Annotated in this window: 11 protein-coding genes; 5 read left to right on the forward strand and 6 right to left on the reverse strand. The window is 59.7% G+C overall.

Translation table 11 applies throughout. The features are described 5' to 3' along the window. The first annotated feature begins 56 nt into the window (after nucleotides 1-56). The 4 genes from metH to BM346_RS02495 all read left to right on the forward strand — a co-directional run bounded on the left by metH (nucleotide 57) and on the right by BM346_RS02495 (nucleotide 6,742). Nucleotides 57-3,755 carry a methionine synthase gene (gene metH / locus BM346_RS02480; RefSeq protein WP_092008712.1) on the forward strand — a complete coding sequence of 1,233 codons (3,699 nt, stop codon included), beginning with the start codon at nucleotides 57-59 and terminating at the stop codon, nucleotides 3,753-3,755. Nucleotides 3,756-3,825: 70 nt separating this feature from the next. Further along, nucleotides 3,826-4,080, forward strand: a complete 255-nt coding sequence (locus BM346_RS02485) for a DUF2970 domain-containing protein (RefSeq protein ID WP_092008713.1) — start codon at nucleotides 3,826-3,828, stop codon at nucleotides 4,078-4,080. 483 nt (nucleotides 4,081-4,563) lie between these two features. Beyond that, entirely contained in the window at nucleotides 4,564-6,216 is a 1,653-nt protein-coding gene (locus tag BM346_RS02490) for a nitrite/sulfite reductase (RefSeq protein ID WP_092008714.1), read from the forward strand. After that, a complete protein-coding gene (locus tag BM346_RS02495) occupies nucleotides 6,209-6,742 on the forward strand; it encodes a DUF934 domain-containing protein (RefSeq protein ID WP_092008715.1) in 534 nt (177 codons plus the stop codon). The genes BM346_RS02490 and BM346_RS02495 overlap by 8 nt, the downstream gene beginning before the upstream one ends. A 70-nt stretch (nucleotides 6,743-6,812) precedes the next feature. Here the strand turns inward: BM346_RS02495 and BM346_RS02500 are convergent, their stop codons facing one another. Continuing rightward, complete coding sequence (locus BM346_RS02500) at nucleotides 6,813-7,808, reverse strand: YhdH/YhfP family quinone oxidoreductase (RefSeq protein WP_092008716.1); 996 nt, start codon at nucleotides 7,806-7,808, stop codon at nucleotides 6,813-6,815. Nucleotides 7,809-7,829: 21 nt separating this feature from the next. Then, nucleotides 7,830-8,894: a protease SohB gene (gene sohB, locus BM346_RS02505; protein WP_092008717.1), complete on the reverse strand. Its 1,065-nt coding sequence runs from the start codon at nucleotides 8,892-8,894 to the stop codon at nucleotides 7,830-7,832. A 322-nt stretch (nucleotides 8,895-9,216) separates the two neighbouring features. Between sohB and BM346_RS02510 the strand changes: the two genes are divergently transcribed. Then, a complete protein-coding gene (locus tag BM346_RS02510) occupies nucleotides 9,217-9,531 on the forward strand; it encodes an SCP2 sterol-binding domain-containing protein (protein WP_092008718.1) in 315 nt (104 codons plus the stop codon). Nucleotides 9,532-9,675: 144 nt separating this feature from the next. Here the strand turns inward: BM346_RS02510 and BM346_RS02515 are convergent, their stop codons facing one another. From BM346_RS02515 to BM346_RS02530, 4 genes are all read right to left on the reverse strand, one after another. Next, complete coding sequence (locus tag BM346_RS02515; RefSeq protein WP_092008719.1) at nucleotides 9,676-11,385, reverse strand: chemotaxis protein; 1,710 nt, start codon at nucleotides 11,383-11,385, stop codon at nucleotides 9,676-9,678. Nucleotides 11,386-11,760: 375 nt separating this feature from the next. After that, on the reverse strand, nucleotides 11,761-12,465 hold the full coding sequence (gene dnaQ, locus BM346_RS02520) for a DNA polymerase III subunit epsilon (protein ID WP_092008720.1): 705 nt from the start codon (nucleotides 12,463-12,465) through the stop codon (nucleotides 11,761-11,763). Between the two features lie 41 nt (nucleotides 12,466-12,506). Continuing rightward, the gene (gene rnhA / locus BM346_RS02525) at nucleotides 12,507-12,944 is read right to left on the reverse strand and encodes a ribonuclease HI (protein WP_092008721.1); all 438 of its coding nucleotides are present in this window, start codon (nucleotides 12,942-12,944) and stop codon (nucleotides 12,507-12,509) included. A 14-nt stretch (nucleotides 12,945-12,958) separates the two neighbouring features. Beyond that, complete coding sequence (locus tag BM346_RS02530) at nucleotides 12,959-13,801, reverse strand: class I SAM-dependent methyltransferase (RefSeq protein WP_092008722.1); 843 nt, start codon at nucleotides 13,799-13,801, stop codon at nucleotides 12,959-12,961. Between the last annotated feature and the right edge of the window lie 66 nt (nucleotides 13,802-13,867).

Raw genomic sequence — 13,867 nt, forward strand, 5'->3', positions numbered from 1 at the left:
GCTATTATGCGCCGTTCACAACGGTACACATTCATTAATCCCGGACAGTTCAGACCATGACCGATCGCGCAACCCGACTTGCCCAGCTTCACCAGGCCCTCAAGGAACGTATTGTGGTACTTGATGGTGGCATGGGCACCATGATCCAGAACGAGCGCCTGGACGAGGCCGCGTTCCGGGGGGATCGCTTCCGGGATTACGAGCGGGAGGTCAAAGGTAATAACGATCTGCTGTGTCTGACCCAGCCTGAGCTGTTGACCCGGATACACGCCGACTACCTCGAGGCCGGCGCCGACATTATCGAGACCAACACCTTCAACTCCACCCGTCTGTCCCAGGCGGACTACGGCATGGAGGAGCTGGTCCCCGAACTCAACCGCGAATCGGCCCGCCTGGCGCGGGCGATCGCCGATGAGTTCACCTCCCGCAACCCTGACAGGCCCCGTTTCGTGGCGGGCGCCATCGGACCCACCTCCCGTACCGCTTCCATCTCGCCGGACGTCAATAACCCGGGCTACCGGAATGTCGACTTCCAGACCCTGGTGGACAACTACTACGAGGCGGCCCAGACCCTGACGGAGGGGGGCTGTGACCTGCTGCTGATCGAGACGGTGTTCGATACGCTGAACGCCAAGGCGGCGATATACGCGGTCCAGCAGTACTTCAAAGACTCCGGCATCGAGCTGCCGCTGATGATATCAGGCACCATCACCGATGCCTCCGGTCGCACCCTGTCGGGACAGACCACCGAGGCCTTCTGGAATTCCGTGGCCCACGCCAGACCGCTGACGGTCGGCCTGAACTGTGCCCTCGGCGCCGATGCCCTGCGGCCCTACGTTGAGGAGCTGGCAACCAAGGCGGAAACCTACGTCAGCGCCCACCCCAACGCGGGCCTGCCCAACGAGTTCGGCGAGTACGACCAGACCCCGGAAGAGATGGCGGAGATCATCGAGGGATTTGCCCGTGACGGCTTCCTGAATATTATCGGTGGTTGCTGTGGCTCCCGGCCGGATCATATCGAGGCCATCGCCACCGCAGTTGCCAAGTACCCGCCACGGCGGATTCCGGAGCGGCCCAAGGTCCTTCGCCTGTCGGGTCTTGAGCCATTCACCGGCGACGAGAACACGCTCTTCATCAACGTCGGCGAGCGCACCAATGTCACCGGCTCCAAGCGCTTCCTGAGACTGATCAAGGAAGAGCAGTACGAGGAAGCCCTCAGCGTGGCCCGGGACCAGGTGGAGAACGGCGCCCAGATCATCGACATCAACATGGATGAGGGCATGCTCGATTCCAGGGAGGTGATGGTCACCTACCTGAATCTGCTTGCGTCGGAGCCTGATATCTCCCGGGTCCCCATCATGATCGACTCCTCCAAGTGGTCGGTGATCGAGGCTGGCCTGCGGTGTGTCCAGGGTAAATCGGTGGTGAACTCCATTTCCCTCAAGGAAGGCGAGGAGGAGTTCCTCAAGCGGGCCACGGACTGCATGCGCTATGGTGCCGCGGTCGTGGTCATGGCCTTCGACGAGCAGGGTCAGGCGGATACCTACGAGCGCAAGACCGAGATCTGCAAGCGCTCCTACGATCTGCTGGTGGGCATCGGCTTCAATCCCGGGGATATCATTTTCGACCCCAACATCTTTGCCATTGCCACCGGTATCGAGGAACACAACAACTACGCGGTGGACTTCATCAACGCCACCCGCTGGATCCGCGATAACCTGCCCCACGCCTCCATCTCCGGAGGGGTGAGCAATGTGTCGTTCTCCTTCCGGGGCAACGATGCGGTTCGCGAGGCGATTCACTCCGTGTTCCTCTACCACGCCATCAAGGCCGGTATGAACATGGGCATCGTGAACCCCGGCCAGCTGGTTATCTATGACGAAATCGACCCTGAGCTGAAGGAACTGGTGGAGGACGTGGTTCTCAACCGTCGCCCGGACGCCACTGATCGACTGCTGGAGATGGCGGAACGCTACAAGGGCCAGGGTGGCAAGACCCGGGAGGAAGACCTGGCATGGCGGGAGTGGCCGGTTGAAAAGCGGGTGGAGCACGCCCTGGTCAAGGGCATCACCGCCTACATCGTGGAAGACACGGAAGAATGCCGTCAGCGCGCTGACCACCCCATCAGGGTGATCGAGGGACCGTTGATGGACGGCATGAACGTCGTGGGGGACCTGTTCGGCGACGGCAAGATGTTTCTCCCCCAGGTGGTGAAGAGTGCCCGGGTCATGAAGCAGGCGGTCGCCCACCTGATCCCCTACATTGAGGCGGAGAAGACCGAAGACCAGCAGGCCAAGGGGAAGATCCTGATGGCCACGGTCAAGGGTGATGTCCACGATATCGGCAAGAACATTGTCGGCGTGGTACTGCAGTGCAACAACTACGAGGTCATCGACCTGGGCGTCATGGTGCCCTGTGAGAAGATCCTGGAAACCGCCAGGAAGGAGAATGTGGACATTATCGGCCTGTCGGGGCTGATAACACCCTCCCTGGACGAGATGGTTCATGTCGCCCGGGAAATGCAACGGCTGGATTTTCAGATACCGCTGATGATCGGTGGTGCCACCACGTCCAAGGCCCACACAGCTGTCAAGATCGAACCCCAATACCGGAACGACCTGGCGCTCTACGTGTCGGACGCCTCCCGCTGCGTGAATGTGGCGTCCACCCTGCTCAGTCGGACCGCGAAACCGGACTACGTGGAAACTACCCGCAAGGAATACGATAACATCCGTGAGCGCCGCAAGAACCGGGGCGAGCGAACCAAGCTGGTTTCCCTGAAGGAAGCCAGGGCACGGGCTCCAGAGCTGGACTTCACTGACTTCAGACCGGTAAAGCCCCGCTTCACGGGGGTGAAGTCCTTCGAGCAGTATGACCTGAACGAACTCGTCGATTACATCGACTGGACGCCGTTCTTCATTTCCTGGGACATCGCCGGCAAGTACCCGGCGGTGCTTGATGACCCCAAAAGGGGTGAGGCGGCCCGCAGCCTGTTCGAGGATGGCCAGGAAATTCTACGGCGAATGATCGACGAGAAACGGGTAGAGGCCCGGGGCGTGATCGGTTTCTGGCCGGCGAACCGCCGTGGAGACGACATCGTCCTCTACCATGACGAGTCACGGACCGCCGAATTTGCGACCCTGCACCACCTCAGGCAGCAGGACGACAAGGCACCGGAACAGGCCATGCGTGCCCTCTCCGACTTCGTGCTCCCGGAAGACGCCGGCGAGTGCGACTATGTCGGGGGCTTCGCCGTCACCACGGGAATCGGGGCGGAAGAGTTCTCCCAGGAATTCAAGGACGCCAACGACGACTACAATGCCATAATGGTCAAGGCCCTCGCCGACCGCCTCGCAGAGGCGTTTGCCGAAAGGATGCACGAACGGGTAAGAAAAGAGTTCTGGGGTTACCAGCCCGAGGAGCAGCTCGACAATACCGCCCTGATCAAAGAGAAATATCAGGGCATCCGTCCGGCGCCTGGCTATCCGGCCTGCCCGGACCATACCGAGAAAGCTACCCTGTTCGAGGTGCTCAAGGCGACGGAAAATACCGGCATCGAACTCACCGAGCACTTCGCCATGTTTCCTGCTGCGGCGGTCTCGGGCTGGTACTTTGCCCACCCGCAATCGAAATATTTCGCAGTTGGCAAGATCGGCAAGGACCAGGTAACCGATTACGCCCGGCGCAAGGGTATGAGTCGGGCCGAGGCAGAACGCTGGCTTGCGCCGAGCCTCGCCTATGACCCGGCGGAGTGACCTGACCGGCAGCCCCCGGCACCAGAGTCCTCGCCGGGGGCTTCAACCGGCCTAACCATCAGGAGTTGTGATGAACGAGAGGGATTCAGATCGCGATCAGTCAACTGATCAGCGCAAGCCGGATCAACCGAAGAAGGGACCCGGCGTTCTCAAAGTGATGCAGAGCGTCGCCGCCGGTGCCTTTGGCGTTCAGTCAGGCAAACGCCATGAAGAAGATTTCGCCAGTCACAGCCCATGGCCCTACATCATTGCGGGTATTCTGTTTACGGTCGGATTTGTCGGTGTGCTGGCGCTCATCGTGCAGTGGGTGCTCTCCAGCCAGTAAGGAGCGGTCACGCCTCCTCATGCCACTGACTTGAGTGGGGAGGCCAGGCAGGTCCACCAGAGGATGCACCCACCCTGCCAGCACTGCATGTCTACTGGCCAGCTACCCAGCTCACGGCAAAAGCAACCACCAGAAGTACCAGCATGGTAAAGGCGATGGCGTCCACCTGACTGTCCTTGAGTGTACTCTTTTTCATTTCCGGTTCTCCCTTTTCAGTCTTGTTGGTCTTGTTGTCCCGGAGAACCCGCGGGCTCCGTCTCCGGAGACTATAATTTAGGCTACCCGGGAGTCCAAGTCTAGCGTCTCGCAAGGGTCCTGAAAGTCGGTTTCTTTATCACCTTAATCGATTACCATATTTTGAAATAATCATTTTAACAATAAGGGGGGAGTGATATCCTGCCGCCAATCCATCCCCTTGACCCATGTCATGGGAGCGCAGTGATTCACGGACTGCGGCAAGACACCATTCAGGAACACCCGATTATGTACGTTTACGATGAACACGACCGGCAGATACTGGAGGAGCGCGTCGCCCAGTTCCGGGACCAGACCGATCGTGCACTGGCCGGGGAACTGAGCGAGAGCGAATTCCTGCCCCTTCGCCTGCAGAACGGGCTCTATGTTCAGCGCCTGGCGCCCATGTTGCGGATCTGCATTCCTTACGGCATGCTCCGTTCCGAGCAACTCCGGCGGCTGGCCCGCATAACCCGTGATTACGACAAGGGCTATGCCCACTTCACCACGCGCCAGAATGTCCAGCTCAACTGGCCGGCGTTGGAAGATGTGCCGGATATCCTCGCGGAACTGGCGGAAGTGGAAATGCACGCCAACCAGACCAGCGGCAACTGCATCCGCAACACCACCACGGATCAGTTCGCCGGTGTCCAGTCAGACGAAATCACCGATCCCCGGCCCTACTGCGAGATTATCCGCCAGTGGTCCACCTACCACCCGGAGTTCGCGTTCCTGCCCCGCAAGTTCAAGGTGGCCGTAAACGCCTCCGAGCATTCCGACAGGGCCGCCATCCAGGTTCACGACATCGGCCTGCAAATGGTACGCAATGACGCTGGCGAGCTGGGATTCCGGGTCCACGTGGGTGGCGGCCTCGGCCGTACGCCGATGGTTGGCCCCGTAATACGGGAATTCCTGCCTGAACTGGACCTGCTGACCTACCTGGAGGCCATTCTGCGGGTCTACAACCGCTACGGCCGCCGGGACAACAAGTACAAGGCGCGCATCAAGATTCTGGTGAAAGCACTGACACCGGAAGGCTTCGCCGAAAGGGTGGAAGCGGAGTGGTCGCACATCAAGGATTCCCCGACCCGACTGACCCGGGAGGCCATCGATGGCATGAAGGAATACTTCACCGAGCCCGACTATGAGGCCCTGGAGGACAACCCCACGGAGTTGGCGGAAGCGCGCAGCCAGAGCAAGGCCTTCGATAACTGGGTGAGTCGTAACATCGACCAACACAAGAAGCCCGGCTATGCCATTGTCACCCTGACCCTCAAAAAGACCGGAACGCCTCCCGGCGATGTCAGCGACCTGCAGCTTGAGCAGATTGCCGAGATCGCCGACCGCTTCAGCCTCGGCGAGGCAAGGGTCACTCACGAGCAGAACGTGGTACTGGCGGATGTACGGCAGGATCAGCTTCACGAGCTCTGGCAGGCGATTCGCCCCATGGGCTTCGCCACCGCCAACCTGAATACCCTGACCGACATGATCTGCTGCCCTGGCGGTGACTACTGCGCTCTTGCCAACGCCAAGTCGATCCCAGTGGCGGAGTCGATCCAGCGCAGGTTCGACAACCTGGATTTCCTCTATGACCTCGGGAACATCGACCTGAACATTTCCGGCTGCATGAACGCCTGCGGTCACCACCATGTCGGCCACATCGGTGTCCTGGGGGTCGACAAGAAAGGCGAGGAGTATTACCAGATCAGCCTTGGCGGATCCTCCCAGCACGATGCCACCATCGGCAAGATCCTGGGCCCGTCCTTTGCCCGGGAGGACATGCCCGAGGTGGTGGAAAAACTGATTGGCGTCTATGTGGAAAATCGCACCGAAGAGGAAGAATTCCTCGACACCTATCGCCGGATCGGTATTGCCCCGTTCAAGGAGCGTGTGTATGCCTAACATTGTCCGCCACGACGGCACCATCACGTCGGACGACTGGACCGTCGTCCCTCAGCCCGCCGAGGGCGAATCCCTGGAATTGCCAAAAGGTCCTGCGTTGATTCCGGCCGAGCTGTGGCTGGCCGGCCGCGAGCATTTCGAGGGCAATCCGGAGATCGGCGTCTGGCTTGACAGCCATGAGGAGCCGGAAATCCTGAAGGACCACCTGGACAAGCTGCCCATCATTGCCATCAACTTCCCGAAGTTTGCCGATGGTCGCGGCTACAGTTCAGCACGCCTGCTGAGAGAAAGGTTTGGCTACCGCGGAGAGCTCCGAGCGATCGGCGATGTACTGCTGGACCAGCTGCAGTTCATGAAACGCTGTGGCTTCGACAGCTATGCCCTGCGCCCTGACAAGGACATCAACAAGGCGCCCCGCTGTCTGCAGTTCTTCACCAACGCCTATCAGGCCGCCACCGATAACGACGAACCGCTGTTCCGGCGCCGGGGTGAATTCCCGGTAGCGGTGGCCGAAGAAACCGCCTGACGACTTGACCGCGACACCAGAAAAGCAGGCCGGGGGGCCTGCTTTTTTTGTTTACGTGGTTCTGGTCCGCCTACAGACTGTGGTCCAGCACGATCTTGCCGCTGGATTCACCCTTGAGGAAGGCCTGCAGTGCCTTGTCCAGGTCCTTGCGACCGATATCCCGGGCCGTAGCCTCTGTCTTGGGGCAGGCCCACTCACCTGCCAGTTTCTGCCAGACGGCCTGCTTGTCCGCCAGAGGAATTTCAACCGAGTCCACACCAAGCAGGTTTACCCCCCGCAGGATAAACGGCATGACCGTGGTCTCCAGCTTCGGGCCGGCTACCAGGCCACAGCAGGCAACGGAGCCACCAGGGTGAATCTGCTTCAGCAGTTCAGCCAGGGGACCACCGCCGACGGTGTCCACAGCATTGGCGTAGGCCGGCTTCAGCATCGGTTTTTTCGACGTCTCGAGAGCGTCACGCCCCACCACATCGGTGGCACCGAGTTCCTTGAGGGTATCGGCCTGATCTGCCTTGCCGCTTACCGCCACCACCTTGAAACCCTGCCCCGCCAGAATCTCCACAGCCACGCTACCGACGGCGCCGCTGGCGCCGGTCACGGCAACGGGCCCCTGATCCGGCACGGCACCCATGCGCAGTAACTTGGCCACACACAGTCCGGCGGTCAGACCAGCCGTACCGTAGATCATCGCGGTCCGTGCGTCCCAGCCGGAGGGCATCTCAACACACCAGTCCGCCGGAACCCGGATGTACTCGCCAAAGCCGCCGTCGGTGTTCATACCCAGGTCATAGCCGGTGACAATCACCTGCCGGCCAACCGCCGGACGTCCGTTGGATTCGACCACCTCACCGGCGGCATCGATACCCGGTGTATGGGGGAAGTTACGGGTGACACCCTTGTTGCCGGAGGCAGACAGAGCGTCCTTGTAATTAAGGGACGAGTGGCTGACCCGGATCAGCACGTCGTTGTCGGGCAGGTCTTCAATACGGCGGGTTTCCTCGGCACCCTCGTACTTGCCGTCTTTCTCATGAACACGCCACGCCTTGAATTCGGTATCGGTTGTCATGGGGCTTCTCCTCGGTTGTCGTTATTGGATGTTCTGGTTCCGGAAGGAACCGACGATACGCCAGAAGGTGCTTTCTGCTGCGGTACTGGCCGCCAGTCCGAGTTTCTCCGGCAGGGTTCGTTTGCGCTCATAGGAGACCGTCACCACATCGGAACGGTCACAGGCCTCAATCAGGTACTCATCCGATGTTTTCAGTTCATCGATGAGCTTCATCTTGAGAGCCCGGGTACCAAACCAGATATCGCCGGTGGCCACCGCGTCGATATCCAGCTCCGGGCGCCGCTCACTGACGTAATCCTTGAACAGGTGATGAGTGTCCTCGAGATCTTCAAGGAACTTCTTCCGACCTTTCTCGGTATTCTCGCCAAACAGGGTCAGCGTTCGCTTGTGCTCCCCTGCCGTGAGGATTTCATAGTCCACATCGTGTTTCTTCAGCACCCTGTGGAAATTGGGCAGCTGGGCCACCACACCAATAGACCCAAGCACCGCAAACGGTGATGCCACGATGCGGTCCGCCACACAGGCCATCATGTAGCCGCCACTGGCCGCCACCTTGTCGACACAGGCAGTCAGGCGAATGCCCTTACTGCGCACGCGGTCGAGCTGCGCTGCAGCCAGGCCATAGGCATGGACCAGGCCACCACCACTTTCCAGGCGCACAACCACTTCGTCCCGACCAGGTTCCGCCACCGACAACACGGTGGTGATGGCCTTGCGCAGAGTTTCATTGTCACTGGCCTTAATATCGCCGTCGAAGTCCACCACGAAGGTCCGGGGCCGCTTTTTGTCGGCGTCGCTGTCTTTATCCCCTTGATCTTTTGCGGATTTTTTTCTTGCCTTGGCCGCTTTCTTCAAGGCTTTTTTCCAGGCCTTGCGCTGCTCCGGCGGTACCATGCGACTCTCGATGGTTTCCTTGAGGTGACGGTACTTCTCGTTGAGACGGCGAACCGTCAACTCACCCTCGTCATCCTCGCCATGACGGCTGCGCTGGATGGCTGAGCCAGCCACGGCAATCAGGACCACGGCGGCCACGACAAACGTCAGGGTTTTCGCGAGGAAAAGACCGTATTCAGAAAGAAGTTCCAATGCATGCTCCACTTTTGTCAGAAAAAGGCCATCAGGTCCGGCGTCCGGAGAAACCAAACGGCAGAGAACTCAGCCATAAACCCCTGATTGTAACCGAGGCCCTTTCTCGTACAACCATGATCGCTGAAAATAGAAGAGGTTGGAGGAAAAACTCATCAAACGATCGTTTGATTTTTTCTTGACACGATTATGGGCTCCCCCTAAAGTCGGATAGAACCGGCAGGTCCAGAGGCCCAACAGAACCATTGGAATGATACCTGCTGATTGCAGCGCTTGACGCGATTTCCAGAACCACAGCACTCGTCACACAAAGGGAAAAATAATGTCCGTAGCCCAGGTATTCGAGAAATTCGAACAGAACTTCAACGCCGACGCCGCAAAAGGCATGGATCTGGTATTCCAGTTCAACATTGAAGATGATCAGAACTACCACATCATCATCAACGATGGGACCTGCAAGGTTGTTGAAGGTGATCATGATGACCCTTCGGTTACCCTGATTATGGACTCCAACACTCTCAAAGGCATCGTGTCCGGCGAGACCGACGGAATGCAGGCCTTCATGTCCGGCCAGCTCCGTGCCGAGGGCGACATGATGCTGGCCACCAAGCTCGGACAGCTGTTCACCCTGCGCTGAGAACCGGCGTCAGCCCATCAAAAAAGGCATCCCCATGGATGCCTTTTTTATTTACCGACAGGCCTGAATCGTCAGCGGCCTGCCATGGCCCGGCCAATCAACAGACGGGATACCTGCAGACCTTTTTCACAAGCCCGTGCACTGTCAGAGACCGGCATCGTCAAGGGAGGTTTCCGCCAGCCTCAGGAGATCCGGATTACGGTCATCCCGCGTGCCGATACTTTCAATGTAATACTCCAATGACGTCAGGGCGTCCGCAAGGGATTCCAGCACCGCCCCACTCGGGGGTGTTTTCACGTCCAGCAGCCTCTCCTGGATCGACCGGGCCACACGCTCCATTACATCCGCCGCATCCGGGTCACCAATCAGTAGAAGACCGCCCCATATACTGTGCAGGGTGTGGGGAAGATTGGCCAGGTGCAACTTGTCGTAGTCCGATTCCACAAATGCCGTGATGGCCCGTTTGGCCAGGGTGAGCGCACCACGGGCCTCATCCCCCACGACAATGGTCGCCTCGCGCAGATAGAGGGATTCCTCACGGGCATTGGGGCGGGCAATGGCCAGGGCATCGGTTTCCGATGTAATGCCCCGGGAAACCAGTTGCTGTACCGCGTTCTCGATACCAAGAACCGCGTCCGCCAGGGAGTAGAGTTCGTCCTCGGCCGGCAGGGTGCCGGCGTGCTCCCACGTTCTCAGGCGGTCGGCCTCGGACCGGGCGACATCCCCCAGGCGATGAAGGTCGAGCATATTGAGGGTGTTACCCAGGCGTATCAGGGAGTCGGCAATCGTGGCCAGTTCACTCAGGTCCGGTTCGATACCCCGCTCAATGATGTCGAGCCGGTCCTTGAGCTGATTCAGTTCCTCCTGCAGGGCCTTGGACAGGGACTTGAGGACGTCGGCACCGGGGCCGTACAGACGCTTGCGGTGGGCTTCCATCATCGACTCAGGATAGCCCGAAGGCGCCAGCCGCCAGGCTGAAAGTATACGCTGGACTTCCTCGTTTGCTGAGCCGCTCCGGTACAGCAGGTATACCAGCTCGCGGATGACCTCGTCCTCCACGCTGCGCCGGGCAGCGGTTCGGCCGACATAGACCATGTCACGGCTGTACCGCTCGATTTGCATCAGCAGGCGCTTGCGGGACTGGCTGAATCCCATGGCACGATCGATCATGGCTTCCGCCACCACAGCCAGCAGGCACCACAGCTGTTTCAGCTGCCCGTCCCCGCACAGTCTGGCAAAGCCCCGGGCGGCGCGGGCAATCAGCTTCTTGCTGACCACCTCGTTACGGTCGCGGATGATCCCGACAAGAGCCACCTGAAGCATCAGCCGCATACGCCGGGCGTAATTCTCGAAATCTTCCTCGGAAAGATCCATGGGCCTGAGGGAAAGGCCGGAACAGAAATCCGGGCGCGAGGTTACATCCAGCTTGAAGAAATGGGATTCCGGGTGGGCCGGCTCTTTCCTGGCCACCCGCAATTCATTGATTATGGGCAACAGCAGTTCCGGGTGGTCTTCCCGCTGCTGATGATAATATTCCACGTAACGGCGCAGAATGAAGAGAGCGCTGCTCAGGGCGGTAAGAAGAATGTTCTTGTCGTCGCTGGCGCCTACAGGTACATCGTTGGCGACCATGACCGCTTCCTTGCACAGGAGGGTGCCGCCGCGCAGTTCCACCAGCACAAAGATGCCCCGCAGCTGATTGAGGTAATCAACACAGTTCTGCAGGTCTTCACCGCTTTCACGGTTCTCCTGGAAGCGCTCGAGACTGGATTCCGCATTTCGGATGGTCTGCTCAATCTCGCTCTTGACCAGTTCAAAGGACTGGGATTTCGTCGCAAGTGACGACTGAATCATAAACTGACGCTTCCTGTCTCAGCTCTGCCTGCGCAGGTACCGCTCAACTGACCAGTACTCCTGCACAGGCGTGGCCTGAACAGGGATTGCCCGGCTAAAGCCAGGCCACCGGCATCCTGTTATAACGGATACTGCTTGGTCGGGTGCGGTCACATTCGGTGTGCCCACGCCAACGGTTGCCGTAATTCAAGGACCGGAAATCATCGCAATCGTCGGAGATATCCACGGGATATTCCCAATATTTTCCGACTCCGGTCCATTACTTATAACACAAAAGGCAGCCCGCTCAAGCGACTGGGGCAGGAACTTTCGAGATATCCTAAACAGTTCTCAGTTCTGTCATTACACGCGACAATAGGACTTGCCAGACGGATTTTACGACGTGGCACCGCGCCACACCGACGCCCCGGCAGCCTTTTCCACCAGGTCCAGGAACTCATCGTGAGCCGAGGTTTCCTCGGCCGTGGCACGCACGACTTTCAGGGCCGGCCGATCGGCAGGCAGACGCCGGATAGCCAGGCTGCCCTCTTCGCCGTCTCCGCTGGCATCCAGAGAAAGAGCGGTCTGGCCGCCGGTGAGCAGGAGGAAGACGTCCGCAAGGATTTCCGCGTCCAGCAGGGCGCCGTGAAGCTCCCGGTTGCTGTTGTCCACTCCGTAGCGTTTGCACAGGGCGTCCAGGTTATTCTTCTGGCCCGGGTGTTTGCGACGGGCGATGGCAAGGGAGTCCAGGACCCCGCAGTGCTCCACAACCTTGCGCACGGGTTTGAGCCGGGCGAATTCCGAATCCATGAAGCCGACGTCGAACGCCGCGTTATGGATGACCAGTTCAGCGCCATCAATAAACGCCAGAAATTCATTGGCAATCTCGGCGAAGCGTGGCTTGTCCGCCAGAAACTCGTTGGTGATGCCGTGGATGGAGATGGCCTCTTCCTCCACTTCACGCTCCGGATTGATGTAGACGTGGTAATGGCGCCCCGTGGGCTGCCGCTCCATCAGTTCGACACAGCCAATCTCGATGATCCGGTGGCCTTCTGCGGGGTCGATACCGGTGGTTTCGGTATCCAGTACGATCTGTCTCATGGGTTACCCGTTCTCCATTGCCCCCAGGGGGCCTGTTCACGTCACTTCTGCTGTTCGATACCGCGATTGGCCAGCTCGTCCGCCAGCTCGTTATCCGGTATGCCTGAATGCCCCTTGACCCAGTGCCAGCGAACCGTATGCCGGCTGACCTCCTGGTCCAGTAGCCGCCACAGATCCTCATTCTTGACCGGTTTACGGGCAGCGGTTTTCCAGCCATTGAGTTTCCAGCCGGTAAGCCACTCGGTAATGCCCTTGCGGACATACTGGGAGTCCGTGTAGAGATCCACGTCGCAGGCCCGGTTGAGGGCACGCAGACCCTGTATCGCCGCCATCAGCTCCATCCGGTTATTGGTGGTATCCGGCTCGCCTCCATAAAGCTCCTTGAACGAGTCTCCGTACCGGAGTACGGCGCCCCAGCCTCCCGGCCCGGGATTGCCCTTACAGGCGCCGTCGGTATAGACAATTACACTTCGGGTCATGGGTGGTACCGTGTTTATGATGCATCGGAACGTCGCCCGTGTGCTGCTGATTCACGACACTGACGAGTGGCGCCGAGTGTACCGGGACTTGGCAATGGAATCACCTTGGCACGACGCCAGGCTCTCCGGCGGGCGATGGGCGAACAGACCCGCTTGGTGGCGCGAATGCAATAATAGGCCCCAACGGGCAACAGTCCCTGGGTACCGGCGTACTCCAGGGGACTCCGTCGCTCGAGGAACGCCTCGCTCTGTACCGGAAGCCGGAAGAAGTAGCTGCCACGCTGCTCCAGCGAACAGTCCAGCAGACTCAACCAGTCTTCCATCCTTGAGCGCAGTATGAACCGGCCGCCCCAGGGCCCCTGGCGCTGACGACTGATGAGTCTGCGCAATCCCCAGGAACTGACCGGATTGAAGCCCAGCACCAGCAGCTGCCCGCCGCCGCGAAGCACACGGACGGATTCCCGCAATACCTGATGGGGCCAGGCAGAAAAGTCGGCGCTGTGATGGAGAATCACCAGATCGACGGAATCCGACGGAAACGGCAGCTCGTCCGGGTCACAGACCACGACGCCGGGGGGCAGGTCCGGCCGCCAGTAGGGGGTGGCCAGAATGTGCTGGGTAAAGTCGGTGTCCGCTGCCAGCGGTAACCGGTGGCTGAGGCCGATATGCAGCTGCCTGGCACCACCAAGCTCCGCCACCTGGGTGCTGACACAGGCTTTCTGGTCCATCAGTAGCGCCTGGCCCAGGGGCGACTGGAACCAGGCCTCGAAGCTCCTGTGACTGGCACGGAAATCCCGGGGCCGGCGCCGAAGACCCCGGGCAAGTCCTGCCCACCAATGACGTTCTGGTCCTGCCATGTTGCCAAGCCTCCTGTTATGCCGGCTGAAACCACTTCCTTGGGCACATCCGTTCAATTCATCTAT

Source organism: Marinobacter daqiaonensis (assembly GCF_900115285.1).
GTDB classification, from domain to species: domain Bacteria; phylum Pseudomonadota; class Gammaproteobacteria; order Pseudomonadales; family Oleiphilaceae; genus Marinobacter; species Marinobacter daqiaonensis.